General features: G+C 71.3%; 26 protein-coding genes. 12 read left to right on the top strand and 14 right to left on the bottom strand.

Annotated features, from left to right (window positions below):
* Positions 1-9: 9 nt before the first annotated feature.
* Both FXF51_RS25640 and FXF51_RS25635 read right to left on the bottom strand, forming a co-directional pair.
* A complete protein-coding gene (locus FXF51_RS25640; protein WP_148437197.1) occupies positions 10-1,047 on the bottom strand; it encodes a hypothetical protein in 1,038 nt (345 codons plus the stop codon).
* Positions 1,048-1,135: 88 nt separating this feature from the next.
* A complete protein-coding gene (locus FXF51_RS25635; protein WP_148437196.1) occupies positions 1,136-2,365 on the bottom strand; it encodes a hypothetical protein in 1,230 nt (409 codons plus the stop codon).
* A 120-nt stretch (positions 2,366-2,485) separates the two neighbouring features.
* Here FXF51_RS25635 and FXF51_RS25630 point away from each other — a divergent pair, with 120 nt between their 5' ends.
* From FXF51_RS25630 to FXF51_RS62765, 3 genes are read left to right on the top strand one after another with little or no spacing between them, the layout of a single operon-like run.
* The gene (locus tag FXF51_RS25630) at positions 2,486-3,043 is read left to right on the top strand and encodes a DUF6624 domain-containing protein (RefSeq protein WP_222871451.1); all 558 of its coding nucleotides are present in this window, start codon (positions 2,486-2,488) and stop codon (positions 3,041-3,043) included.
* Positions 3,044-3,087: 44 nt separating this feature from the next.
* Positions 3,088-4,050: a prolyl aminopeptidase gene (gene pip / locus FXF51_RS25625; RefSeq protein WP_148437195.1), complete on the top strand. Its 963-nt coding sequence runs from the start codon at positions 3,088-3,090 to the stop codon at positions 4,048-4,050.
* A gap of 49 nt (positions 4,051-4,099) precedes the next feature.
* Complete coding sequence (locus FXF51_RS62765) at positions 4,100-4,231, top strand: hypothetical protein (protein ID WP_262379834.1); 132 nt, start codon at positions 4,100-4,102, stop codon at positions 4,229-4,231.
* A 62-nt stretch (positions 4,232-4,293) separates the two neighbouring features.
* On the opposite strand, the gene FXF51_RS25620 is transcribed toward FXF51_RS62765, so the two are convergent.
* Positions 4,294-4,788, bottom strand: a complete 495-nt coding sequence (locus FXF51_RS25620; protein ID WP_148437194.1) for an Lrp/AsnC family transcriptional regulator — start codon at positions 4,786-4,788, stop codon at positions 4,294-4,296.
* Positions 4,789-4,902: 114 nt separating this feature from the next.
* On the opposite strand from FXF51_RS25620, the gene FXF51_RS25615 reads away from it, so the two are divergent.
* The gene (locus FXF51_RS25615) at positions 4,903-5,355 is read left to right on the top strand and encodes a DUF2000 domain-containing protein (RefSeq protein WP_148437193.1); all 453 of its coding nucleotides are present in this window, start codon (positions 4,903-4,905) and stop codon (positions 5,353-5,355) included.
* A gap of 16 nt (positions 5,356-5,371) precedes the next feature.
* Here the strand turns inward: FXF51_RS25615 and FXF51_RS25610 are convergent, their stop codons facing one another.
* The 5 genes from FXF51_RS25610 to FXF51_RS25590 all read right to left on the bottom strand — a co-directional run bounded on the left by FXF51_RS25610 (position 5,372) and on the right by FXF51_RS25590 (position 9,855).
* A complete protein-coding gene (locus tag FXF51_RS25610) occupies positions 5,372-6,007 on the bottom strand; it encodes a LysE family transporter (protein WP_148437192.1) in 636 nt (211 codons plus the stop codon).
* A gap of 38 nt (positions 6,008-6,045) precedes the next feature.
* Complete coding sequence (locus tag FXF51_RS25605; protein ID WP_148437191.1) at positions 6,046-6,846, bottom strand: helix-turn-helix domain-containing protein; 801 nt, start codon at positions 6,844-6,846, stop codon at positions 6,046-6,048.
* 15 nt (positions 6,847-6,861) lie between these two features.
* Entirely contained in the window at positions 6,862-7,659 is a 798-nt protein-coding gene (locus FXF51_RS25600; RefSeq protein WP_148437190.1) for a maleylpyruvate isomerase family mycothiol-dependent enzyme, read from the bottom strand.
* A 5-nt stretch (positions 7,660-7,664) separates the two neighbouring features.
* The gene (locus FXF51_RS25595; protein WP_148437189.1) at positions 7,665-8,837 is read right to left on the bottom strand and encodes a Cmx/CmrA family chloramphenicol efflux MFS transporter; all 1,173 of its coding nucleotides are present in this window, start codon (positions 8,835-8,837) and stop codon (positions 7,665-7,667) included.
* A 241-nt stretch (positions 8,838-9,078) separates the two neighbouring features.
* Entirely contained in the window at positions 9,079-9,855 is a 777-nt protein-coding gene (locus FXF51_RS25590; RefSeq protein WP_148437188.1) for an alpha/beta fold hydrolase, read from the bottom strand.
* A 91-nt stretch (positions 9,856-9,946) separates the two neighbouring features.
* Here FXF51_RS25590 and FXF51_RS25585 point away from each other — a divergent pair, with 91 nt between their 5' ends.
* Both FXF51_RS25585 and FXF51_RS25580 read left to right on the top strand, forming a co-directional pair.
* Entirely contained in the window at positions 9,947-10,354 is a 408-nt protein-coding gene (locus FXF51_RS25585) for a YciI family protein (RefSeq protein ID WP_148437187.1), read from the top strand.
* Positions 10,355-10,359: 5 nt separating this feature from the next.
* Positions 10,360-11,634, top strand: coding sequence for an RNA polymerase sigma factor (locus tag FXF51_RS25580; RefSeq protein ID WP_148437186.1), 1,275 nt, complete (start codon positions 10,360-10,362; stop codon positions 11,632-11,634).
* Here FXF51_RS25580 and FXF51_RS25575 read toward each other — a convergent pair.
* On the bottom strand, positions 11,581-12,180 hold the full coding sequence (locus FXF51_RS25575) for an AAA family ATPase (protein WP_148437185.1): 600 nt from the start codon (positions 12,178-12,180) through the stop codon (positions 11,581-11,583). The genes FXF51_RS25580 and FXF51_RS25575 overlap by 54 nt on opposite strands.
* A 71-nt stretch (positions 12,181-12,251) precedes the next feature.
* Here FXF51_RS25575 and FXF51_RS25570 point away from each other — a divergent pair, with 71 nt between their 5' ends.
* Positions 12,252-12,692, top strand: coding sequence for a MerR family transcriptional regulator (locus FXF51_RS25570; RefSeq protein WP_148437184.1), 441 nt, complete (start codon positions 12,252-12,254; stop codon positions 12,690-12,692).
* A gap of 196 nt (positions 12,693-12,888) precedes the next feature.
* Here FXF51_RS25570 and FXF51_RS25565 read toward each other — a convergent pair whose 3' ends face one another.
* Together FXF51_RS25565 and FXF51_RS25560 are read right to left on the bottom strand one after the other, a co-directional pair.
* Positions 12,889-13,824, bottom strand: a complete 936-nt coding sequence (locus FXF51_RS25565; protein ID WP_148437183.1) for a DUF5996 family protein — start codon at positions 13,822-13,824, stop codon at positions 12,889-12,891.
* 41 nt (positions 13,825-13,865) lie between these two features.
* Positions 13,866-14,660, bottom strand: a complete 795-nt coding sequence (locus FXF51_RS25560) for an MBL fold metallo-hydrolase (protein ID WP_148437182.1) — start codon at positions 14,658-14,660, stop codon at positions 13,866-13,868.
* Positions 14,661-14,707: 47 nt separating this feature from the next.
* Here FXF51_RS25560 and FXF51_RS25555 point away from each other — a divergent pair, with 47 nt between their 5' ends.
* Complete coding sequence (locus FXF51_RS25555; protein ID WP_148437181.1) at positions 14,708-15,106, top strand: MerR family transcriptional regulator; 399 nt, start codon at positions 14,708-14,710, stop codon at positions 15,104-15,106.
* An 18-nt stretch (positions 15,107-15,124) separates the two neighbouring features.
* Here FXF51_RS25555 and FXF51_RS25550 read toward each other — a convergent pair whose 3' ends face one another.
* Together FXF51_RS25550 and FXF51_RS25545 are read right to left on the bottom strand one after the other, a co-directional pair.
* Positions 15,125-16,339, bottom strand: coding sequence for a hypothetical protein (locus tag FXF51_RS25550; protein WP_187414560.1), 1,215 nt, complete (start codon positions 16,337-16,339; stop codon positions 15,125-15,127).
* A 112-nt stretch (positions 16,340-16,451) separates the two neighbouring features.
* Complete coding sequence (locus FXF51_RS25545) at positions 16,452-18,086, bottom strand: dolichyl-phosphate-mannose--protein mannosyltransferase (protein WP_148437180.1); 1,635 nt, start codon at positions 18,084-18,086, stop codon at positions 16,452-16,454.
* A 57-nt stretch (positions 18,087-18,143) separates the two neighbouring features.
* On the opposite strand from FXF51_RS25545, the gene rsmI reads away from it, so the two are divergent.
* Together rsmI and FXF51_RS25535 are read left to right on the top strand one after the other, a co-directional pair.
* Entirely contained in the window at positions 18,144-19,013 is an 870-nt protein-coding gene (rsmI, locus tag FXF51_RS25540) for a 16S rRNA (cytidine(1402)-2'-O)-methyltransferase (RefSeq protein ID WP_148437179.1), read from the top strand.
* 10 nt (positions 19,014-19,023) lie between these two features.
* Positions 19,024-20,610: a dolichyl-phosphate-mannose--protein mannosyltransferase gene (locus FXF51_RS25535; RefSeq protein ID WP_262379831.1), complete on the top strand. Its 1,587-nt coding sequence runs from the start codon at positions 19,024-19,026 to the stop codon at positions 20,608-20,610.
* Here the strand turns inward: FXF51_RS25535 and FXF51_RS25530 are convergent.
* Entirely contained in the window at positions 20,546-22,093 is a 1,548-nt protein-coding gene (locus FXF51_RS25530; protein WP_262379830.1) for a hypothetical protein, read from the bottom strand. The two genes, FXF51_RS25535 and FXF51_RS25530, sit on opposite strands and share 65 nt — an antisense overlap.
* 99 nt (positions 22,094-22,192) lie before the next feature.
* On the opposite strand from FXF51_RS25530, the gene FXF51_RS25525 reads away from it, so the two are divergent.
* Together FXF51_RS25525 and metG are read left to right on the top strand one after the other, a co-directional pair.
* A complete protein-coding gene (locus FXF51_RS25525) occupies positions 22,193-23,413 on the top strand; it encodes a glycosyltransferase family 2 protein (protein ID WP_148437178.1) in 1,221 nt (406 codons plus the stop codon).
* 92 nt (positions 23,414-23,505) lie between these two features.
* Positions 23,506-25,290, top strand: a complete 1,785-nt coding sequence (metG, locus tag FXF51_RS25520) for a methionine--tRNA ligase (protein ID WP_148437177.1) — start codon at positions 23,506-23,508, stop codon at positions 25,288-25,290.
* Positions 25,291-25,350 lie beyond the last annotated feature (60 nt).

The following is a 25,350-nucleotide window of genomic DNA, read 5'->3' as shown; positions in this document are numbered from 1 at the left end:
CCCGCATGATCACCCTGGCACGCGAGCCGCCGCCGGCCCCAGCTCGATGGGCCACACCACCAGCAGGTACGACTCGCGGGGCCGGTTGGACAGCCGCCCGCCGCGGGCACGGCCGTGGACGCGCAGGCCGTAGCGGCCGGCGCCCTGGTAGGTCAGGTTGGGCCGCTGGTCTTCGTCCGAGGACATGCTGACGACCTGCATGACGCCGGTCGTCGTGACGAACTCGACCTCCTCGGACTCCTCCCAGCTCTCCGCCGGGAAGCGGGGCGCCGTCGGCTGCCAGTTGATGAGCACGTCCACCGTGCCCCTGCGCTTGAGCGTGCGGATGACCAGCGAGTCGGGAGCGGTGGCGACGAGACCGGCGGGCAGCTCCGGGACGGATGCCGTGTCCTGGAACGGGTTGACGACGCGTAACCGGTGCCCGTCGGCCACGGCCACGCCACGCACGGGCGAGGGCACGTGCTGAGGCGGCGGCGCGCCGGCGATCCGGCCGCGCTCGCTCTGCGGCAGGCCGTGCTGCTTGGCCCACTCGCGGATCTCGCGCGACTTGTCGGGCAGCCCCAGCTCCTGCGCCACGCCGATGCCGAGCCGGGCGTGGGCCTGCGGCCCGACGTCGATGGGCCACACGGTCACCTGGTAGAACTCCGCCGGCACCCCGGACACGGCGTCTTCCGCGACGTCCCTGCCGCGGGCGTGCACCCGCATGCCGTAGCGGCCGGGGCCGTGCGCGGTGAGCACCGGCAGGCTGTCGGCCAGGCCCATGCCGAAGCCGCCGAGGCGCATCTCGCCCGTGAAGCTGACGAGCTGGACGTCATGCACCTCGTCCCACCCCCCGGAGGGCTCGTCGGGCTCGGTGGGCGGGGCGTCGACGAGTCGTACGGTGACGTCCACGACGCCGGTGTGCAGGCCGGTCAGGATGACGGCGGCGCCGGGCGCCGACGCGGTCAGCCGGTTGGGCACGTCGAAGGGCGCGACTTCGTCGCCCTGCTCCTGGATCAGGAGCTGGTGATAGCTCACGTACACCTCGGCCCTGGCGGACGTGCTCATGCGGCGGCTCCTTAGGCGCGGACGGCTGCGGCGACCGTGCCAGCGTGCCAGCCGGGTCCGACAGAAACGCCGCCCCGCGCGGCGGACGTCAGCCGGTCAGCGCCTTGAGCAGGCTCGTGACGCCGATCGAGTCCAGGAGCGAGGCGGAGGTCGAGATGGAGACCGAGGTGCCGCCCGCTGCCGTGGACGGGTTCGCGCAGACCGGCGGGTAGCCGGTCAGGGTGCTCAGGATCTGGCTCACCCCGACGGCGTCCATCAGTGTGGCCGGGCTCTGGGCTGGGCCGGCCGCCGCGGAGGGTGAGCCGGCGGGGGCGCAGGCGCCGGGAAGGCCGGCGACGAGCGCTTCGAGGTACTGGGCGATCTGGGCCGTGTCGATCTCCGCGAGCGACGGCAGCTCCGTGCCCGCCTCCGGTTTCGTGTCTGCTTCTGTGTCTGCTTCTGCGTCTGCTTGCGTGCCTGGTGCCGCTGTGGCGCGGGCGCAGACCAGCACCTGGCCGATCAGGTCCTCGAACATGGCCTGCACCGGCGAGACCGTCGCCCCGTCGGCGCTGAGCGGGGAGGGGCCGAAGCTGGGCGCGGTGGACGCGGAGGCGCTCGGCGCGGCGGAGGCCGAGGAGCTCGGGGCGGCGGACGGGCTCGGGTTGGGGCCCGACGGCCGGCTCGGGCTGGGCAGCGGCGGCAGGCTCGGGCTCGGGCCGCTGACACCGGGCTGACTCTGAACGGGACTCGGAGCCCCGACACCGGGCTGAACCGGAGCGGCCCCACCCACACCAGGCTGAACCGGAGCGGCGCCGCCCACGCCAGGCTGGACGGGGCTTGAGCCGCCGACTCCCGGCTGGTTCGGGTCAGTGGCGCCGGCGCCGGGCTGCATGGTGGCGGCGCTCTGGGGCTGGTCAGGCAGGGCATGCTGCGGCTGCGCGGGAACGGCCTGCTGCGGCTGGCCGGGCAGGGCCTGCTGCGGGTCGTACGGCAGGGCATGGCGCGGATCGTAGGGCGCGGCCAGTTGCCCGCCGGGCATGACGTACGGGAACGCGGGCGCGACGTACGGCACCGCGGGAACGGCGGGCGCTCCCGCCCCGGCGGAGAAGAACCCCTGCAGCCGGGTGCCGGCGACGACCGCGTCCATCAGGCCCTTGATGTCCTCGGCGGTGACGCTCCCGGCGAGCGGTGGAGGTGGTGAGACGTTGATGCTCAGCACGTCCCGGTTGCTGCACTGGGTGGCGGTCTCGCTCTTGGTGTCGTCGGCGATCGCCGGCGCGGCGGTCGCGAGCAGGGCGGCGGAGGTGGCGGTGGCTACGGCAAGGGCATGCCGGTACATGATGCTCCCTGAGGATGATGATCTAGTTATCGCTGCGATCAGTACCCTTAGTGGTGGTTCAATTACTTCATAGTTGGATCTAGCCCTCTTTACGACTGGCGTCGCAGAAGGAGCCGGATCATGCGGCCGTTCCTCATTTCTCTGCTCGCGACCCTCGCCCTCATCACCGCCTGCGCCGACGCGGCGCCGGCCAACCCGGCCCTGCGTACCGAGCTGCTCGCGATGCTCAAGCTGGACCAGGAGGTCAGGACGCTGGAGGCGTCCCAGGAGGACTGGGACCGCGTGGAGAAGGCGAACACCGACCGCATGCGCCAGGTTCTCGACCAGCACGGCTGGCCCGGGTACGAGCTGGTCGGCGAGGACGGGGCGCGGGCCGCGTGGGCGCTCATCCAGCACGCCGACCGCGATCTGGAGCTGCAGAAGCGCGGCCTGGAGCTGATGCGGCGGGCCGCGGAGAAGGGTGACGCTGACCCGTCCGACCTGGCGTTCCTGGTGGATCGGGTGCGGGTGGCGGAGAAGAAGCCGCAGGTGTACGGCACGCAGTGGGAGACCGATCCGCAGGGCGCGTGGCGGCCGCGCACGCCGATCGAGGACGAGGCGAGGGTGGACGAGCGGCGGGCGGAGGCCGGGCTGAAGCCGTTGGCGGAGTACCTGGAGGAGCTCAAGTCGGCAGGGTGACAGCGGTATATTGAAGCGCTGTTACATCTGTGGAAGGAGCCCCCTTGTATCCCGCGATCGAACCGTACGAGCACGGCATGCTCGACGTCGGCGACGGCAACCTCGTCTACTGGGAGGTCTGCGGCAACCCGGACGGCAAGCCGGCCGTGGTCGTGCACGGCGGCCCCGGGTCGGGCTGCTCGGTCAACATGCGCCGCACGTTCGACCCGGAACGTTTCCGCATCGTGCTGTTCGACCAGCGCAACTGTGGCCGCAGCCGCCCGCACGCCAGCGACCCGGCCACCGACCTGACGCACAACACCACCCAGCACCTGATCGCCGACATGGAGTCGCTGCGCGAGCACCTCGGGATCGACCGGTGGCTGCTGTACGGCGGGTCGTGGGGCTCGACGCTGATCCTGGCCTACGCCGAGACCCACCCCGAGCGGGTGTCGGAGATCGTCATCCCCGCCGTCACGATGACGCGGCGCTCCGAGACCGAGTGGCTCTACCGGGGCGTCGGCAGGTTCTTCCCCGAGGCGCAGGAGCGGTTCCTGCGCGGGGTGCCCGAGGCCGACCGTGACGGGAACGTGTTCCAGGTGCTGGCGGCGTACTCGCGGCTGCTGGCCGACCCCGACAGGGAGGTGCGGGAGCGGGCCTGCCAGGACTGGATCGCCTGGGAGGACGCGGTGATCTCCCAGGAGGTCAACGGCAAGCCCAACGCCTACAGCGACCGGCCCGCCGACGCGCAGATGGCCATGGTCCGCATCTGCGCCCACTACTTCTCCAACGCCGCCTGGCTGGAGGAGGGCGCGCTGCTGCGGGACGCGGGACGACTGGCCGGCATCCCCGGCGCGCTGGTGCACGGCCGCCTCGACATGGGCGGGCCGCTGCACACGGCCTGGGAGCTGACCAAGGTCTGGAAGGACGCCAGGCTGCACGTGGTGGAGGACTCCGGGCACACCGGCAGCCAGACGTTCAGGAAGGTACTGCACGAGGCCATCGAAAGCTTCTCGCCGCAGAGGTGAACCCGCGGCTCCTTCGCGATCATCTCGGGGGTTTCGGACGGTGCCCCTGGTGACCATCGCCTCGCCGTCGGACGACTCCGTACGGGTGAGCCGCGGGTTCTCCGGCTGGCAGGCGGACAGGGCGCGGCGAGGCGCCGCCAGCGACATCGCCACGCCCTGTCCGCTCGCTGACCTGCCGTAACCGTAACCGGGCCGCCCATTCGGCCACCACTTATTTAGCGTTCGCGGCGGGCATGCGAGCCTTCAGCGCTTGCGGCCGGTGCGGGGGCGTGAGGGGCGTTCGGGCGGCAGCACCTCCACCGACGTCTTGCGGATGTGGTCGTAGACCAGCGACGTGCGTACGTCGGCGATGTTGCGGTGCCGCGAGACGTGGTCGAGCACGAAGTCGCGCAGGTGCCCCGCGTCGCGCACGCCGACCTGGATGATGAAGTCGTCGCCGCCCGACACGACGAACACGGCCAGCGTCTCCGGCAACGCGGTCACGTAGTCGCGGAAGCCCTCCACCGCCTCACGGATCTTGGGGTGCAGGCGCACGTTGATCAGCGCCTGCACCGGGCGGCCGATCGCGTCGAGGCTGACCTCCGCGTGGAAGCCCTCGATGACGCCGGACGCGCGCAGCGACCGCACCCGCTCCAGGCAGGTCGAGGGGGCGATGCCGAGATGCTCGGCCAGCTCCCGGTTGGTCTGGCGGCCGTCGCGCTGCAGCTCGGCGAGTATCGCCGTATCAAGTTCGTCCACGTACGCAGCTTGGCACGTCTTTCCGAATTATCTGCGGAAAAACAGCTTCTCATTTGGTCAAAAGGCGGAGTCGGTGTGAGTGTTCTGGCAGAACTTCGGAGGAGGGATGTGTTGATGACGGTGCTGGACGAGCTCGAACGCCGTACCGATCTGCCCACCAAGGAGCTCGCGGTCAAGTGGGTCATCGTGATCGACCGCGACCTGCCCAGGGGACTGCAGGCCAACGCCGCCGCCTGCCTGGCCGCTTCCGTCGGGGTCGCCGTGCCCGCCATCGTCGGGTCGGGCGGCACGGACGCCTCCGGCCTCGCGCACGCCGGGCTGCCCTGGACGGGCTGCACGGTGCTGGGGGCGCCGGGCGCCATCGTGGGGCGGATCAGGAAGGACGCCGCCACCGAGGCCGGCCTGGTGGTGACCGACATGGCGGCGGTCGCGCAGCGGACCAACGTCTACGACGAGTACCTGGCCGAGCTGGCGCGGACGGAGGAGCCGTCGTACTACGCGGTCAGCCTCTTCGGGCCGCGAGGGGTCGTGGAGCGGCTCACGGGGCGGTTGCCGTTGTTGCGGTGAATGGCTCAGCGGTGGCTCATGGGGTGCCCGGCAGCAGCCTGGCCGCGAGGAGGACGGCGAAGACGATCAACGCCGCCCCGCATGCCGCTTCCAGCACCCGTACGCCCACCGGCGGCAACGCCCCGCGCAGCCCGGCGATGAGCCCCGCCGAGACGAAGCACCAGGCGAGCGAGGACGCCATGAATCCGGCGAAGAACACGACCAGGCTCCCGGCGCCCGCGTCCTCGCCCAGCACGGCACTGACCGCGCCCGCCGCGCCCGACCAGTAGACGACGTTCCAGGGGTTGCCCAGCGACATGGCGGCGCCGACCGCGACCGCCCCCCGGCCGGACCGGTTCTCACGGGGGAGACCGGCCGATGACGGCCGGGGGAAGGCGGCGTCGCGCAGGCCGGTCACCCCCAGCCAGGCGAGCAGCAAGCACCCGCCGACCGTCATAGGCACCCGCAGCACGGGCACCGCGAACAGCGCCCCCACCCCCGCCAGCCCCAGGACCGCCCACACGGCGTCCCCCGCCAGCGACCCGGCCTGCACCGCGAACGCCGGCCAGAACCCGCCCCGCACCCCCCGGCGCAACGACTCGCTGAACACCGCTCCGGGCGCCGCGTTGAACACCAGCCCGATCCAGAGGGCCAGCGTGAAGATCTCGGACATGGCGTTCACTCTGCTGCCGGGCCACGGGCCGCGTCTTGTCAGATGTTGACGGCCCGGTACCGGCCTGGGGTGATGGCGTAGGCGGCGGTGAAGTGCCGGTGGAAGTGGGCCTGGTCGGCGAACCCCAGCCCGTGGGCCACCTCGGCGACCGCCTGGCCGCCGCGCAGCCTGCGCCGCCCCTCGGCCAGCCTGGCCTGGAGGTGCCACGCGTACGGCGGGCAGCCGGTGGCCCTGGTGAAGGAGCGGACGAGGTGCTCCCTGGACATCCCGGCCTCGTCCGCGAGGTCGGCCAGGCTGGGCGCGCGGGAGAGGTCGGCCCGGAGCCGGTCCAGGACGGCGGCGATCCTGACGTCCCCCGGCGCGGGCGCGGACCCGGGCCCGGGTGGGCGACGGGCCGGGGCGGCGAGGTCGAGCAGGCGCAGGAGCAAGAGCGTCAGGCGCTCCTCGACCAGCATGAGGGCGCCGTCCCTCGCCTCGCCGAGGTGGCGGGCCGCGCGGAGCAGTTCCCGTCGCAGCTCAGGCGCGCGGACCACGGGACGGGAGAAGTCCGGGGGCGGGCCCCCGACGAGCCCGCCCAGCACCTCCGGCCGTACGTACCAGCTCACGCAGGTGAACGCCGTCCCGCCCGGCGTCCGGGTGGTGCAGGACTGGACCTGCCCCGGGTTGTACGCGGTCACCTCGTCCAGATCGACCTCGAACGAGGCGCGGTCCAGCCGCACCCGCTCCCGCCCGCGCACGTTGACGCTGATGACGTACTCGTCGTGGCTGTGCCGGGCGAATCCGCCGGACGCCGGTGTGACGACGGCGAGTTGGGTGCCGTTGACCTCCCTGACCTGCATGTCGGCCAGATTAGGTCATATGGGAGGAACCAGCTCGAAGTAGCGGTCGAGTACGGCCTTGTCCCCCTGCACGGACAACGCCTCGGCCGGGATCCGCTGCCAGAGGAACAACATCAGATCCGAAGCCGTCCCCGCCAGCTGGACATCGGAGGCGTCGGGAGTTCCGTCGCCGAGCCGTACCCGCTCGCCGTCGAAGCACACCGCCCAGACCCCGGACCCGTCCGTCCGCACGAACCGGAACCGCTCGCCCGCGCCAGGCGGCGCCGACGTCCAGGCGCGCCGCGTCGGCGCCATCACCTCGAACGTCTGGGTGACGGCGTCCACCGCGATCTCCTCGTGGATCGGGCCGGGCGCGCCGATGGCGTTCTCGGCGTCCCAGCGGTGCACGGCGGCCTCGATGACCTGCATCCGCAGCCAGAACCCGACTGTCTGCTCCCGCGACCACGTCCACACGCGATCGTCCGGAGGACGCTCCCTGAACAGGGTTTCGAGCCGGTCCGCCCCCTCCTCGAAGGCGTCCAGCAGGGTGGCCGGGATCGGGCCAGGGGTGGGCGAACGGTCGGGGGCCGGCCAGCCCGTCGTGTCGGCGGGCAGTTCGGCCTTGGCCAGCGCGACGGGGTCGGGCATCCCGTCGAGCCGGTCCCTGATGATGGCGATCACGAACCGGTGCACCGAGGCAAGGTGGAACACCAGGTCGGACATCGTCCAGTCCGGGCAGGACGGCACGGTGGGCGCGTCGCCCGCCTCGGCCGCCTTTCGCGCGGCGTCGTGGAAGGCGCGTACTTCCCGGTGGAAATGTGCGGCAGCATCCATGGCCATCACTGTGCCGCACCCCGGAGATCGACCTCCATCCGATTACGCCACGCGGCGACCCCCGCGATGGCCAGCGCGGCCCCCGCCATGGCGGCGCTCACCCACAGCGGCGAACGGAAGCCGAGCCCGGCGTCGATGGCCAGGCCGCCCAGCCAGGGGCCGAGCGTGGCGCCGACGTTGAACGCCGCCGTGGCGTAGGCGCCGCCCAGGGTGGGAGCGCCGCCGGCCGCGTACAGGACCTGAGAGATCAGCGTGGACCCGACGGCGAACGACAGCGCGCCCTGGACGAGCACCAGCACGATCGCCGGCACCGCCGCCCCGGCCGTCAGCGCGAACGTGGCCCAGCCCGCGACCAGCGCCACCCCGCCGGCGGCCAGCAGCGGCACGGGCCGCCGGTCGGCGACGCGCCCGCTGATCGTCACCCCGGCGAACGAGCCGAGGCCGAACAGGGCGAGCATGACCGGCATCCAGGCGGAGCCGATCCCGGTGACTCCGGTGAGTACCGGCGCCAGGTACGTGAAGGTGCAGAACGTGGCCCCGTTCACCAGGGCGCCGAGCAGCAGGAGCACCAGCAGCCGGGGCCGGCGCAGCACCCGCAGCTCACCCCGCACGCGGTCGGCGCCGCCCTCGGGAGCCCCACCGGGCACTGATCGCAGGACGGCGAGCACGGCGGGCACCAGCGCCAGGGCCACCGCCCAGAACGCCGACCGCCACCCCCACAACTGCCCGAGCAGCGCACCGGCGGGCACCCCCGCCACACAGGCGATGGTGACCCCGCCGAGCAGGACGGAGGTGGCGCGCGCCTTGGCGTCGGCGGGCGCCAGGGCGACGGCGGTGGCGATGGCCACGGCCAGGAACCCGGCGTTGGCCAGCGCCGCCACGACGCGCGTCACGACGAGCACCTCGTAGCTGGTGGTGACCGCGCCGACCACGTGCACGAGGAGGAAGACGACGAGGAAGGCGAGCAGCGCGGCCCGCCGGGACAGCCGCAGGCTGAGCGCGGCCATGAGCGGCGCCCCCACCACCATGCCGGCGGCGAACGCCGAGGTGAGCAGCCCGGCGGCGGGGATGGACACGCCGAGGTCGCGGGCGATGGCGGGCACGAGCCCGGACAACATGAACTCGGAGGTGCCCTGGGCGAAGACGGCCAGCCCGAGCAGGTAGACAGCGAAAGGCATCAGACAGCTCTCACAGGAATGCGAGCAGGACGGAAGAACCAGTCCTGCTCGTGATGAATCAGCCCGAAGAAGTCAGGCTGGATGGGCCCGTGAGCCGGTGATCCGGATGGCGAGAGCGCCCGGGAAGAGTGGGCAGCGCGAAGAGGCCACCGGACGACCGGTGGCTAGCGTCTGGATGCCTCAGGGCTGGACATACACGTCAATCTAGCACGGGGGCGTGCCGCTCCGTGGAGCTGGAAGATCAGTGACGGCTCAGGAACTCCAGCACCAGCGGGCTCGCCACCTGCCTGAACTCCTCGAAGTAGGCGTGCCGGGCCCCGTCGATCATCCGCAGCTCGGCCCCCGGAATGCGCCCGGCCAGCAACGGCGCGTTGGCCGCCGGGTTGAAGATGTCGTCGGTGCCGTGCACGACCAGCGTGGGCGCGGCGATGGCGGGCAGCGCCTCCCAGGCGTCGTGCCCGGCGCTGGCGGCCAGGTGGCGGCGGCGCGCGTGGGCGGGCATGTGCGGGTCGCCGATCGTGTGGAACGGGCCGGGATGAGCGGCCAGCCAGGCGGGCGTGTACATGAGCTCCAGCAGCGCCCGCTCGGCGGCGGCCCGGTCGGCCTGGGCCAGCGACCTGCGCACCTCGTTGCTCCGCTCCACCCCGTGGGCGCCGCCCGGCGAGCTGCAGCCGAGCACCAGCGCCCCGACGCGGCCGGGATGATCGGCCGCGAGCCACTGGGCGACCCGCCCGCCCATCGACGTGCCGTACACGTGCGCCCGCTCCACCCCGATCTCGTCGAGCACGGCCAGCACGTCCCGCGCGAACCCGCGCGTGCTGTACGGCTCGTCGGGCTTGTCGCTGTCGCCGGTGCCCCGGTAGTCGAGGGTGATGGTCCGGTACGCCCCGAAGTCGTCGCGTACGGAGCCCCACCAGCGGTGGTCGTTGGCCTGCCCCTGCAACAGCACGAGAGGCGTTCCATGGCCTCGGACCTGGTAGGACAGCTTCACACCCGAAGGGGTCGTTGCGTAGGGCACGTCTTCGATGGTGCCATGTCCGGTGCGCCGCCTCGGCTCCGACGTCCCTGCTGAGAGCCCGACGAGAGAGAGGTCGACAACCGTGAAGTACATGATCCTTTCGTACGCGTCCCAGCAGGACTACGACGAGATGTCCGGCAAGGACGCCGGTCGCGGGCCCTGGCCGGAGGACGACCTGGTGGCCATGACGACGTTCATGACGGTCGTCAACAAGGAGCTGGAGGAGTCGGGCGAGCTGGTCGAGACGCGCGGCCTGGCGGCGCCCGTGCACACCCGCAGGGTCGGCACGCGGGACGGCGTCCCGTACGTGACGGACGGCCCGTACGCCGAGACGCAGGAGGTGCTGGCCGGCTACTGGATCGTCGAGTGCGAGAGCTTCGACAGGGCCCTGGAGATCGCCGGCCGCCTGGGGCAGTGCCCGGCCCCGGCGGGCCGCTACGCCAACGCCTACGCCGACATCAGGCCCGTCATGGAGTCGGCCGACGACATGGGGTTCTGATCGGCATGGGTGCGTCCGAGGATCTGCTGCGCGAGCTGGCGCCGCAGGTCCTCGGCGCGGTCGTGCGCCGTTACGGGCACTTCGACCTCGCCGAGGACGCGGTGCAGGAGGCGCTGCTCGCGGCCGCGACGCAGTGGCCGCGCGACGGCGTGCCGGACGATCCGCGGGCCTGGCTCGTCACGGTGGCCGCCCGCCGCCTGACGGACCTGCTCCGCGCCGAGCAGGCGCGCCGCCGCCGCGAGGACACCGTCGCCGCCCGCGCGCTGCCGGACGACTGGCTGTCCCCGCCCGCCGACCGGCCGCCGGAGGCGTCGGACGACACGCTGGTGCTGCTGTTCATGTGCTGCCATCCGTCGTTGTCGCCGCCGTCGCAGCTCGCGCTCACGCTGCGCGCGGTCGGCGGCCTGACCACGGCGGAGATCGCGCGCGCGTTCATGGTCTCCGAGGCCACCATGACCCGCCGCATCACGCGGGCCAAGCAGCGGGTCAAGGACAGTGGCGTGCCGTTCCGGCTGCCGGGGGCCGCCGAGCGGGCGGAGCGGACCAGGGCGGTGCTGCACACCCTCTACCTGATCTTCAACGAGGGGTACGCCAGCACGTCCGGGCCCGACCTGCACCGCGCCGAGCCGGCGGCCGAGGCGATCAGGCTGGCGCGCATGCTGCACCGGCTGCTGCCCGGCGACGCCGAGGCGGCGGGGCTGCTGGCCCTCATGCTCCTCACCGACGCGCGCCGCCCCGCCCGCACCGGCCGGGACGGCGCGCTGATCCCCATGGCCGAGCAGGACCGCACGCTGTGGAACGCCGCGTTCATCGCCGAGGGCGTCGAGCTCGTCACGGCCGCGCTCTCCCGTGGCACGCCCGGGCCCTACCAGCTCCAGGCGGCCATCGCCGCCCTGCACGACGAGGCGCCGACGGCGGCGGAGACCGACTGGCCGCAGATCGCGGCGCTGTACGAGCTGCTGCTGCGCGGCTCGGCCAACCCGATGATCGCGCTCAACCACGCCGTCGCCGTGGCCATGGCGCGCGGCCCTCGTGCGGGGCTCGACCTGCTCGAAGAGCTCGCCGGGGACGAGCGGCTGTCCGGCGACCACCGGCTGTACGCGGTGCGGGCGCACCTGCTGGAGATGTCAGGGGAGCACGCGGGGGCTCTCGCGGCGTACCAGGAGGCCGCGCGACGCGCCATGAGCCTGCCCCAGCAGCGCTACCTGAACGCCAAGGCAGCCGGGCTAGAACCTGATGTGCCGGAGGGTGACCCCGATCCGCCGCAGCCGGTGGCGTAGCGGGCCGTCGCCGTCGGGGGTGAGGCTCAGCCCGGCGGCGCCGGCGATCCGCTCGGCGACCTGCGGCACCGTCAGCCGGTCGGTCTCGACGTGCTCGGCGAACTTCGGCGTGCGCAGCCGCTCCAGGCACCCGTCGAGCTTGGCGACCGCGAACGCCTCGCGCTTGAGGCTCCGGCTCAGCGAGCGCTCCCGCAGCCGCGCCAGCACCGTCTCCCGGCCGGCCAGGAGCGCGAAGTGGCGCACGTCGTGGCCGGACTCCCCGAGCCGCCCCAGGATCTCGTCGTGGTATGCGGGCTCGGTCAGCGTCATCGGCGCGATGACCACGCCCTCGTGCTTGCTCAGCACCAGGTCGAGCACCTCGAACACGCCCTGTCGCCAGGCCGGGTGGAGCTGGAAGTCGGTGCGCAGCGCGGGCGGGGTCATCTTGTGCAGGCCCATCCCGACGTACTCGGGGTCGCACACCACGCTCCCCGGCAGCCTGCGGTGCAGCTCGTACGCGGTCTGCGTCTTGCCCACCCCGAACGTGCCGTTGATCCACACGAGCATGCGGCTCAGCTTAGGGCGGAAGGTGGTGAGACTTCTCATGTTCGGCGCGGACATGGCGTCGAATGGAGGACATGGACGAGACGATCCCGATCGGCGAGGCCGCCCGCCTGCTCGGCGTGAACGCCTCCGCGCTGCGTTACTACGAGGAGCGCGCCCTGGTCGCCCCCGTGCGCCGGCGCCAGGGGCGGCGGGTCTACGGCAGGCAGGAGCTGCGCCGGCTGGTCTTCCTGCGCACGATGCAGCGGCTCGGCGTGCCCCTGGACACCGCCAGGGCGATGATGGACGAGCCGGGCGAGCGGTGGCGGGCGGCGGTGCGGGAGCGGATCGGCGAGCTGGAGGCCGAGATCGCCAGGGCCAGGCTGGCGCAGGAGGTGCTGCGGCACGGGCTGCGCTGCCAGGAGGAGCATCCGGCCGTGGAGTGCGAGGTCGCCATCGGTATGCTGGACCGGCTCATCGACGGCTCCTCGGTCGAACTACTGGCTGAGCACATCAGCTCGGACGCGAGAAAATAATCGTCGTGGCGTGGGAATGGATCCCGCCGGGGTGTGGTTACATACATCGTGGCCGGTGTGCCCAGTGTCCCCGGGCCTCACCTATTGCCTTCACGGACTACCGTTCGGCTGGAGCCGTGTTGTGCCTTTCGCCGAGAGGCGACACGCACACCGGTACGCACTCGTAGGGCGCCCGCTCTCCTCGGAGGGCGGGCGCTCACGTGTGTGTACGCAGGTACGGGTCCGTGACTCCGCCGGGAGAGGCCAGCGCCTCGGAGTCGAGCCCGGTCAGCCGCGCCCCCGCCTGGTAGGCGCTGTCCAGGAACTCCAGCACGGCCCCCACCGGGTCCTCCATGCCCCGCACGTCGTCGTAGCGCAGCACGGCCAGATGGCTGCCCCTGGCGGCCATCCACTCGGCCCTGGCCGGCCGCAGCGGCTCCCGTTCCAGCCCTTCCGGCTCGGGCGCGGTGTAGGAGTAGAAGGCCGGCCACGGCCGCTCCTTGTCGCCGAACCAGAACCCCGAGCTGATGACCTCCCAGCTGTAGGCCTCGCGGGTGACCGGGTCGGTCTCCGGCGCCACCTTCACCACCCGCCCGGTGAACCGGGTGACCGCGATGTCGAAGGTGTGCCAGAAGTGGTGCACGGGGCTCGTCTTGCCGGCGAAGTCGGCGGCGAACCGGTCCAGCAGTTGCACCACCTGCGACAGGATCCGCCAGTACCGGTTGATGAGCACCGGGTCGTACCGGGCGTGCAGGGTGTCCTCGGCGAACGGCGTGTCGTCGCTCATGTCGAACGGCACGGCCCAGATCTCCGGCCGGATCCCCAGCCCGGCCAGGGTCTCGAAGAGCCGGTCGTGGAACGAGGCCACCGACCTGCCGATCAGGCTGAACTCGGCGCTGCGGCCGTCGAAGACGTCCACCACCAGCCGGTGGCGGACGAGGTCGAAGTCGACGCAGAACAGCGGCTGCTCGCCCAGCCCGCCCATCGGCCGGGTGGTGAGCCCGCGCCCGGTCGGGTGGAACGGCACCTGCCACCAGTGGTTGCGCCGATTGCTCGACGCGAGCCGGATCTTCCCCACGATCTGCGCGAACCGGTGAAAGGTCTCCTTGGCCTCTGTCCACTCCGCGAGCGGCATGGCCGGGAACAACTCCATGACGGCCCCCTCCGACGTAGAGCATTTCCCGACAATCGTAACTACTGTGAGTATTCGGCCAGCTCCCAGGGGTCGTGTGCGGACAAGACCGCCACCCCGTGGTCGTGCGCGAGCGAGCGCAGGCGCTCCTGGCTCGACAGCCGCCGCGCCGCGTCCACCTGGGCGTCGAGCTGCACGAGGTCCATCAGCGGATGCGGGCGCGGCTCGCGGGCCAGCTCGCCGTGGTAGAAGTACGCGTCGCCGGCGTGCAGCAGCCACCGGTCGCCGTCCCTGACCGCCACCCCGGCGTGCCCGTCCGTGTGCCCGTCGAGCGGCACGTACAGGAAGTCCTCCTCCGGCAGGCCGGTCAGCGGGCGCACGCCGTCCACGCCCAGCCATCGGGTGCCCGTGCCCGGATACGTCACCCAGTGCGGCGTGTGCGCCCAGTGGGTGGGCCGGTAGCGGCGGCTCGGGCCCTGCGCCAGCGCCGCCTTCAGCTCGGCCTCCATGACGTGCACCTGGGCGTGCGGGAAGTCGGGCAGGCCGCCGCTGTGGTCCACGTCCAGGTGGGTCAGGACGATGTGGCGCACGTCGGCGGGGTCGTGCCCGAGCGCCGCCACCTGGCGCACGGCCGTCTCGCCGGGGGACAGCACCGGCTCGACCAGCTCCGTCCACTCCTGCGCGAGGTGCACGGCGGGGTCGGCCACGTCGTCCAGGCCGAGGCCCGCCTCGACCAGGACCAGCCCGGCGGACGGGGTCTCGACGAGCAGCGCGTGGCAGACGGCGCGCGCGGGCGCCCGGCCGTCGGGGGAGTCGATCTCGCGCATCGAGCCGAGGTTCAGATGGTGAATTCGCATGCGGCTAGACTGCGACTTGAAGTGCGGTTCAAGTCAAGGAGCCAGGCGTGGACGACACGTTGATCGACATCGGCGAGGTGGCCAGGCAGAGCGGGCTGGCCGCCTCCGCGCTGCGGTTCTACGAGCGCAAGGGGCTCATCCAGGCCGAGGGGCGCAACGGGCTGCGCCGCGCGTACCGGCCGGAGACCCTGGAGCGGCTGGCGCTGATCTCCTGCGCCCGCGACGCCGGGTTCTCGCTCTCCGAGATCGGCGAGTTCCTGCGGGCCGGGCCGTCCGACGAGCGGCTGCGCAAGCACATGGCGGCCAAGGAGCGCGAGGTCTCCGAGCGGGTCGACCAGCTCACCCGGCTGCGCGACAGCCTGCGCCACGCGGTGATCTGCACGCACGACCCGCTGGTGGAGTGCCCCGAGTTCAAGCAGGCCGTACGGCGGGTCCCCAGGGGCTGAACCCGCCGTACTCAGAGGTCAGGCCGAGCTGACGTACTTCCTCGGCCGCAGGGCGTGGGCCCGCAGCGCCGCCAGGGCCGCGAACTGCCCCGGCCGGTCCATGCGCACGGCCAGCTCGTCGCTGAACGCCAGCCCCAGCGCCGTGAGCTGCGACACCAGATCGATCACCGGCCCCGTGACGTCCTCCAGGCTCGTCGTCGGATGCCAGCCCTCGCCGCCCACCACCTCGGCCACCCGCTCGCGCAGCTTGGCGGGCGACATCAGGGCGCCGTCGGCCAGCAGCATCAGCGCCGCCTCCCTGGCCGACACCTCGAACTCGTGCTCGCCCCTGGCCAGCAGCAGCCGGGTGACCGCCGACCACATGGCCGACTTCGACTTCAGCAGCCGCAGCCCGTAGTCGGTGATGGCCAGCTTGGCCCCGTCGCGGCGGATCGCGCCCAGCTCCCGCTCGGCGAGGTCACGCAGCCTGGCGGCCTCGGGCGAGGGCGCCAGCCGCAGCGGCAGCGTCTCCCCCGAGGCGGCCACGGACAGCAGCCGGTGCAGCGCCGGCAGCGGCTGCGGGGCCACGGGGGCGTGCAACCGCACCTCGAACGGCTGCGCCAGCTCCCGCCTGGCCGGGCCGCGCCCCAGCACCCAGCGGTTGAGCCGCTCGCCGTGCACGCGGTTGAGCCAGCTGTCGCCGCCCAGGTCGGCGCGCGGCTCGGTGAGCCAGCGCCGGGTCAGGGCGGTGCGGTCGACGGTCTCGCCGGCCACGATCGCCAGCTCCAGGGCGGCGGAGCAGGCGATGTGCGCGCCCAGCTCCTCCGGCCCCATGATCATGCTCCACTGCAGTTCCGGCACGTCGGGCGGGAGCACTCCCGTGGCCTCCAGCGCCTGCTGGTAGGCGGTCGTGCCGGCGTCGTCGCCCTCGCGGGCGTAGGTGCGCAGGATCTGTACGGTCGTCGGGGACACACACATGGCGGCGTACCTGTCCATGCCGCCGAGCTGGAGCAACCGCCCCAGGGAACGAGCCAGGCGCTCCATGTCGCCGCTGCCCTTCGGCGTACCGGCGTTGGGCGGCGCGACCTTGAGCGGCAACGTGTACCAGAGGAACTCGCAGACGTCGAGCTGGGTCACCGTCTCCAGCGGCTCCCCACCCGTCAACCATTCGACGGCGGTCCTGGCCTCCTCGGCCAGATCCGGGTGAGATCGCTCCAACTCGGCGAGAAGGGCGGTGACATCCGGTGCACTCATGCCTCGAAGTTTGCCGTATCGACCCCGGGCCTGACGATGACCGAATCCGGTGCGTATTGGGTCTTGCACAGCGACTACCTAAAAAACCCCTATTGAGCCGACTGTAACGTGATCATATCCACCGTTTCTCAAACAACATGCGGGCCTTCCAGTCCACGTACGGGATCAGCTCGGCGGAGAGAATGGGGTGCAGCCACCAGAAGTTGATGAGCGCGAGCAGGGCGAACGCCCCGACGACGGCGGCGCCGAGGGTACGCCGCATCGGCATGGCCCCCTTGACCGCCGGCGCGGACGGACCGATCAGCAACCCGGCGCACAACGTGATGGCCAGCACCATGAACGGCACCATCGGAATGGCGTAGAACAAGAACATCGTGCGGTTGTCGGCGATGGCGAAGTAGAACCACGGCAGCCAGGCCATCGCGTACGCCAGCAGCACCGCCCCGGCCCGCCAGTCGCGCGCCGAGAAGTACCACGCCACCAGCGCCACCAGCGCGGCCACCGCGCCGAACCAGATCACCGGCGTGCCCACGCCGAGCACGGCCTGCGAGCAGTCCTTGACGCCGCACGTGTTCTGCTTGCCCTCGTAGAAGAAGGCCACGGGGCGCAGCAGCAGCGGCCAGGACCACGGCTCCGACATGTACGGGTGCGAGGTCTCCAGCCCGCTGTGGAAGGTGAAGACCTGCCACTGGTACTGCACCCACGACCGCATCGAGTCGAAGACGAAGAAGATCGGGTTGCCCGGCTCCGTGGCCCGGTCCCAGTTGCGTCCGTAGCCGCCGGCGCTGAGGAACCAGCCCGCCCAGGTGGCCATGTACGCCACGAACGGCACGACACCGAACGCCAGGACGCCCTGCGGCACGTCCTTGCTGAACGCCCCCAGATAGGGGCTGCGCAGCCCCACGGCGCGTCGGGCGCCGAAGTCCCACAGCAGCGACATGATCGCGAACCCGACGGCGAACGCCAGGCCCGACCACTTGACCGACATCGAGAAGGCCAGGCACACCCCGGCCGCGATCCGCCACCACCTGATGCCCAGCGACGGGCCCTGCGGCGACAGGGGCGAGCTCTCGTACCAGGTGACGAGCTTCTCGCGGGCCCGGTCACGGTCGACCACCAGGCAGGCGAACGCGGCCAGGACCCAGAACATCAGGAAGATGTCCAGCAGCGCCGTGCGGGAGAGCACGTAGTGCAGGCCGTCGAGCGCCAGCAGCAGGCCCGCGAAGCAGCCGAGCAGCGTCGAGCGGGTCATCCGGCGGGCCACCCTGGCCAGGATGAGGATGGACAGCGTGCCGACGACCGCGGCGGCGAAGCGCCAGCCGAACGGGTTGAGCCCGAAGATCCACTCGCCGAGGCCGATCATCCACTTGCCCAGCGGCGGGTGCACCACGTAGGAGGCGCACTTGTCGAGGTCGGCGGCCGTGCACGACTGCCAGATGTCGGTGTTGCCCGCGAGGATCGCCTTGTCGGCGTCCTTGACGGTGACCTTCTCGACCCAGTGGGTGATCAGCGAGAAGGCGTCTTTCATGTAGTACGTCTCGTCGAACACCACGGCCTTGGGATGACCGAGGCCGACGAAGCGGAGTATCCCGCCGAACAGGGTGACGAGCAGTGGCCCCACCCATCCCCACAACACGCTGCCGCGCATGGGGGGCACGACCCGGTCACGTACGGACCGCGTCCTGGGATGGCTCTCGCCGACCTCCGAGCTCTCGTAGGCCTGGTACGGGGAATCGGTCACCGCCATTCGGACATCGTACGGGCCCCAGAGCGGTCATTACCAAGGAAACACGGTGTATTTGGGATGCCCTGCAACAATGGTCAGGTGACTGGGAACGGCAGGTTGGTGCTGGCAGGAGCCCCTATTGGCCAGGTCGGAGACGTCTCACCGCGGCTGCGCGAGCTGCTGGCCGAGGCGGACGTGGTGGCCGCCGAGGACACCAGGCGGTTGCGCAGGCTCGCGGCCGACCTCGGCGTGGAGCTCACCGGCCGGGTGGTGTCCTACTACGACCAGAACGAGGTGGCCCGCGCCCAGGAGCTGGTCGAGACGCTGAAACAGGGCCGCACGGTCGTGGTGATCACGGACGCGGGCATGCCGGGCGTGTCCGACCCCGGCTACCGCCTGACGCAGCTCGCGGTCGAGGCGGGCATCGTCGTCACCGCGCTGCCCGGCCCGAGCGCCGTCACCACCGCGCTGGCCGTGTCGGGGCTGGCCAGCGACCGGTTCTGCTTCGAGGGCTTCCCGCCGCGCAAGGGCGGCGACCGGGGCCGCCGCCTGGGCGCGCTGGCCACCGAGGAACGCACGATGGTCTTCTTCGAGTCGCCGCACCGGCTGGCGGAGTCCCTGAGGGCGATGGCCGAGGCGTTCGGCGGCGAGCGGCGGGCCGCGGTGTGCAGGGAGCTGACCAAGACCTACGAGGAGGTGCGCAGGGGCGGGCTCGCCGAGCTGGCCGAATGGGCGGCGCCGGGAGTCAAGGGCGAGATCACGATCGTCGTCGCCGGCCACGCGCCCGGCGACGACGAGCCCGACCTCGACGCGCTGGCGGCCGAGGTGGACCGCAGGGTCGCGGCGGGGGAGCGGCGCAGCCTGGCCGTGGCCGAGGTGGCCAAGGGCGCGGGCGTGCCCCGGCGAGAGCTGTACGACCTGGTTCACAGGCGGACCGCCACGCCATAGGGTGCGCATCGTGAGAAAGCAGGGGGTGTCGGCACGGCGGCTCATCCCGCCCATGCAGGAAGGCGCCCTCCTCAGCTGGGTGGCGACGCTGGCGGTGACGCTCTTCGGCGGCATCCTGCGCTTCGTCAGGCTGGGCGAGCCCAAGGCCGTCGTCTTCGACGAGACCTTCTACATCAAGGACGCCTACTCGCTGCTGATCCACGGCGTCGAGATGGCCACGCTCGGCGACGCCAAGAACCCCATCGCCGACCGGCGCCTCATCGCCGGGAACCTGGACATCTTCAAGCAGTGCGGCCAGCCGTCCGAGTGCGCCTCCTTCGTGGCCCACCCGCCGCTCGGCAAGTGGATGATCGGCCTCGGCGAGTGGCTGTTCGGGATGGACCCGTTCGGCTGGCGCTTCGCCGCCGCGCTGGCCGGCACCCTGTCCATCCTGGTCATGGTCAGGGTGGCGCGCCGGATGACCCGCTCCACGCTGCTCGGCTGCCTGGCCGGGCTGCTGCTGGCGCTCGACGGGCTGCACCTGGTGCTGTCCCGCACGGCGCTGCTCGACATCTTCCTGATGTTCTGGGTGCTGTGCGGGTTCGCCTGCCTGGTGGCCGACCGCGACCAGGCCCGCGAGAAGCTGGTCGCCTGGTACGAGAGCGCGCCCGTCACCGAGCTGGGCCCCCGGCTCGGGCTGCGGCCCTGGCGGCTGGCGGCGGGCGCCTGCCTGGGCGCCGCGTGCGCGGTCAAGTGGTCGGGGATCTTCTTCCTCATCGCGTTCGCCGTGCTGTCGATCGTCTGGGACCTGGGGGCGCGGCGCGCGCTCGGCCTGCGCGAGCCGTACCGGGGGGCGCTGACGTACGACCTGCCCGGCGGGTTCGGCGCCATGGCGCTGGTGCCCGCGCTGGTCTTCACCGCGTCGTGGGCCGGCTGGTTCGCCTCCGCCGACGGCTGGGGACGCAACTGGGACCGCGCCACCTCCGCCGGGCCCGGGTTCTTCGTGCTCGACTCGGTGCGGTCGTGGGTGCAGTACCAGACGCAGGTGCTGGGCTTCCACAGCGGCCTGGAGGACTACCACCCGTACATGTCGGAGCCGTGGCAGTGGCCGCTGCTGTTACGGCCCGTCTCCTTCCACTACCCCACCGGCCTGCCGCCGTCGGCCTGCGGCGCCGACGAGTGCTCCCAGGCCGTGCTCGGGGTCGGCACCCCCGCACTCTGGTACGCCGCCGCGCTCGCGCTGCTCGGCCTCGTCGCCTGGTACGTCTCCGCCCGCGACTGGCGGGCCGGGGCGACGCTGCTCGGCTTCGCGGTGGGCTGGCTGCCGTGGTTCTACTACGCCATCGCCGACAACCGCACGATGTACCTGTTCTACATGATCCCCGTGGTGCCGTTCATGGTGCTGGCGCTCGTGCTCATGGCCGGGCTCGTCCTCGGCAGGCAGGACGCCCCCGCCGGCCGCAGGGCGACGGGGGCCGCGGTCGTGGGCGCGTTCACGCTCGTCGTGCTGATCAACTTCTGGTGGCTCCAGCCGGTGCTGACCGCCGAGACGATCACGCACGCACAGTGGTGGGCTCGGATGCTGATGAGCTCCTGGGTGACCGCCGCGCCCAAGTGACACCGCGGCGCAGCGTGATCGCCGCCGCGACGCAGGCCAGCGGGACGGCGGGCAGCACGTACCGGTAGTCGAACTCGGCCGTGGCCGCCGGGGCCAGCAGCAGCCCGACAGCGCCCAGCCACGGCAGCACCACCGGGCCGCCGAACTTGCGCCAGCGCACGACCACGCCGTACAGGCCGATCAGCAGGATGCCGCCGAGCATGATGCCGCGCAGGTAGAAGATCTTCTGGTAGTTGCTCATGATGGTCGCCCACGGCTGCACGATCCGGGTCTCCGGCGGGCCCTGCTCGTAGCTGAAGGCGTCGGTGTCGGTGCGGCCTCCCGCGTACGACGACCACTTCGGCAGCCGCTTGGGCTGGCCGGTGTCGTCCAGTTCCACGTACGGCTTGAACTGGTACATGTTGTAGGTCGACTCGTCGGGGAAGCGTGGACGTGCCCAGTGGAAGGAGCGGAAGAAATCGCGCGCCACGACCTCCAGGTAGTCACCCGGCTGCGACAGGATCGCCCGGGTGGCGAACTTGCTGGCCGCGTCGTTGGTGATCTCGCTCCACTTCTTGTTGATGCCCCACCGGTGCAGCACCTCGCCGGTGCCGGTGCCGTCGCCGTTGCCCTGGCCCCACAGGTACCACTGCGCGTAGTCCTTGCGCTGGCTCACCGGGTCGTTGATGCACAGCAGCAGGAGCTGGACCTCTTTGTACTTGTCGATGTCCATCTTGTTGCAGTCGGCGAAGATGGCGGTGCGCATGTAGAGGATGAGCCCGTCGCTGTTGGTCATCGCGAACTTCCCGTACGCCGAGGCGAACCACCCCATGTACGCCATCACCGGGATCGCGCAGGCCGTGATCACGGCTGCGATCGGCCGCCAGCCGGTGCGCTTGACCAGCAGGTAGAGCACCACCAGCGCCAGGATCGGCAGCCCGATCGAGCGGGTCAGCCAGGTCAGCGCCAGCAGCAGGCCGATGACCGCGCCCGCCTTCCAGGTCAGCCGCCGCTTCCACAGCACCAGCGTGATCACGCCCACCACGAGCAGCAGGAACAGGGTGTCGGACATCACCATCTGCTCAAGCTGGATCTGGTACGCGTCGAACAGCACCGGCGCCGCGGCCAGCGTGGCCCCCCACTTCGGCAGCCGGAACTTGATCCGTAGCAACGCGTAGATCAGGCAGGCCGTGGCCAGGCCCATCAGGTGCTGCGTGAAGGTCACCAGGGTGAAGCTGTGGAACGGCTGGAGCAGCATCAGCCAGAAGCTGTAGCCGTCGGGCCTGATCGGGTGCGGCCGCGGGTGCAGCGCCACCGAGACGTACTCGTAGGAGTCGTTGAACCACATGGCCGGGCCGTAGCCGAGCATGGCGATGAGCCGCAGCACGGCGCCTGCGCCGAAGGCTGCGGCGAACACCCGATGCCTGCGCACCATGGCCAGCAAACGGGCCGTCCTGCCAGGGGCGGAGGGGTCCACAGGGGTAATCTCCGCGACGCTCACCATGCTGTAAAGAATGCCAGTCGTTTTCAGGTCTGTGCCCGAGCACGGGCGCGTTCAGGGCATGATGGTTCACTGGAAGAGCCTTAACTGAAGGGTAGACACGTGGAACTGACGGTGGTCATGCCCTGCCTCAACGAGGCGGAGACCGTGGAAGTCTGTGTACGCAAGGCTTTGGCGTGCATGGAGGAGCACGGCATCGAGGGCGAAGTGCTGATCGCCGACAACGGCAGCACGGACGGCTCGCAACAGCTCGCCCGAGATGCCGGGGCCCGCGTGGTCCACGTGGACGAGAAGGGATACGGAAACGCCCTCATGGGCGGCATCAGGGCGGCGCGCGGCAAGTACGTCATCATGGGCGACGCCGACGACTCCTACGACTTCACCGCGCTGCTGCCGTTCGTCGAGCAGCTCCGTGAAGGCGCCGACCTGGTGATGGGCAACCGCTTCAGGGGCGGCATCTCGCCGGGCGCCATGCCGCCGCTCCACCGCTACCTGGGCAACCCGGTGCTGTCGTTCATCGGGCGGCTGTTCTTCCCCTCCGCGATCAAGGACTTCCACTGCGGCCTGCGTGGCTTCCGGCGCGACTCGATCCTGCGCCTGCAGCTCCAGACGGGCGGCATGGAGTTCGCCTCCGAGATGGTGGTCCGCTCCACCCTGGCCGGCCTCGACGTGCGCGAGGTGCCGACCACGCTGTCGCCCGACGGCCGCTCCCGCCCGCCGCACCTGCGCTCCTGGCGCGACGGCTGGCGCCACCTGCGCTTCCTGCTCCTCTACAGCCCGAAGTGGCTGTTCTTCTACCCCGGCGTGCTGATGATGATCATCGGGCTCGTCGCGGGCACCGCGCTGGTGTTCGGCCCCGTCGAGATCGGCGAGCTGGCCTTCGACGTCGACACCCTGGTCGGCTCCGCGGCCCTGGTGGTGATCGGCTTCCAGGCGGCGCTGTTCGCCGTCTTCACCAAGGTGTACGCGGCCGAGGAGGGCTTCCTGCCCGAGTCGCCGCGCATCCGGCGGCTGATCGACATCGTGAGCCTGGAGAAGGGGCTCGTCGTCGGCGGGCTGCTGGCCCTGGCCGGCCTCGTCGGCCTGGTCATGTCGCTGGTGCACTGGCAGGTGCGCGACTTCGGCGAGCTGGACCCGCGCGAGTCGCTGCGCATCGTGGTGCCGTCCGCGACCGCGCTCATCATGAGCTTCCAGACGATCTTCGCGGCGCTGTTCATCAGCATCCTCGGCATCCGCCGCACCCGCGAGACGCCGATAGACAACGCCGCCGCCGCGGCCGAGGAAGCCGCCGCCGCCATCACCCTCGAAGACTCCAAGCACTGACATCCCGTACGCGTCGCCGCCGCCCCGCATCGCCCGCGGGAGCGGCGGTGGCGCGTAACAGATGAATCTCAGCAACCCGTAGGCTGGGACGCATGACCCAGCACATTCTCACCGCCGTGGCGTGGCCGTATGCGAACGGGCCTCGTCATATCGGGCACGTCTCGGGGTTCGGCGTGCCGTCCGACGTCTTCAGTCGTTACCAGCGCATGGCGGGCAACAATGTGCTGATGGTCTCCGGCACCGACGAGCACGGCACCCCTATCCAGGTGCAGGCCGACAAGGAGGGCGTGAGCGCCAGAGAGCTGGCCGACCGCTACAACCGCGTCATCGCCGAAGACCTCACCGGCCTCGGCCTGTCCTACGACCTGTTCACCAGGACCACCACCAAGAACCACTACGCCGTCACGCAGCAGATCTTCAAGGGCCTCTACGACAACGGCTATATCTTCCCCAAGACCACGATGGGCGCCATCTCGCCCTCCACCGGCCGCACCCTGCCCGACCGCTACATCGAGGGCACCTGCCCCATCTGCGGCTACGACGGCGCGCGCGGCGACCAGTGCGACAACTGCGGCAACCAGCTCGACCCGATCCAGCTCGTCAACCCCAAGAGCCGCATCAACGGCGAGACGCCGGTCTTCGTCGAGACCGAGCACTTCATGCTCGACCTGCCCGCCTTCGCCGAGGTGCTCGGCACCTACCTGCAGTCCAAGCAGGGCGAGTGGCGGCCCAACGTGCTCAAGTTCGCCCTCAACCTGCTCGGCGACCTGCAGCCGCGCGCGATCAGCCGCGACCTCGACTGGGGCGTGCCCATCCCGCTCGACGGCTGGCGCGACCAGCCCAACAAGCGGCTGTACGTGTGGTTCGACGCCGTCATCGGCTACCTGTCGGCCTCCATCGAATGGGCCAGGCGCTCCGGCGACCCCGACGCGTGGCGCCAGTGGTGGCAGAACCCCGACGCCCGCGGCTACTACTTCATGGGCAAGGACAACATCGTCTTCCACGCCGAGATCTGGCCCGCCATGCTGTTCGGCTACAGCGGCATCGGCGCGCGCGGCGGCTCCCCCGGCGCGCTGGGCGCCCTCGACGTGCCGTCCGAGGTGGTCTCCAGCGAGTTCCTGACGATGGAGGGCAAGAAGTTCTCCTCCTCGCGGCAGGTCGTCATCTACGTACGCGACTTCCTGGCCCGCTACGACGCCGACGCGCTGCGCTACTACATCGCCGTGGCCGGCCCGGAGAACCAGGACACCGACTTCACCTGGCAGGAGTTCGTCAACCGCAACAACGGCGAGCTGGTGGCCGCCTGGGGCAACCTGGTCAACCGGTCCATCTCGATGGCGGCCAAGAACTTCGGCGCCGTGCCCGAGCCGGGCGACCTCACCGACGCCGACAGGGCCCTGCTGCAGCGCTCGCGCGACGCCTTCGCGCCCGTGGGGGCGGAGCTGGGGCGCTCGCGCTTCAAGAACGCCATCACGGAGGCGTTCGACGTGGTCCGCGAGGCCAACAAGTACCTCGCCGACCAGGAGCCGTGGAAGCTCAAGGACGACCCCGAGCGGCAGAAGTCCATCCTGCACGTCGCGCTTCAGGTCGTCGACGACGCCAAGACGATGCTCACGCCGTTCCTGCCCAGCTCCTCCAACAAGGTCTTCGCCATGCTGGGCGGGGAGGGGGTGTGGTCGGGCATGCCGGAGATCCGCGAGGTCGACGAGGACGGCGGCACTCCGTACCCGGTGATCACCGGCGACTACGCCGAGGGGGCCGCCCGGTGGGAGCACCGGCCGATCCGGCCGGGCACGCCGCTGGCGCCGCCCGTGCCGCTGTTCAAGAAGCTCGACCCCAAGGTCATCGACGAGGAGCTGGCCCGGCTGGGCGAGTGACCGCGGCGGCCCCGGCACTGCGGGTCGGCTCCCGTACGGTGGGCCGGCTTTCGGCGGCGG

This window comes from Nonomuraea sp. PA05, from assembly GCF_008086045.1.
Lineage (GTDB): Bacteria > Actinomycetota > Actinomycetes > Streptosporangiales > Streptosporangiaceae > Nonomuraea > Nonomuraea monospora.
This window is presented reverse-complemented; position numbering and strand designations above follow the sequence as displayed.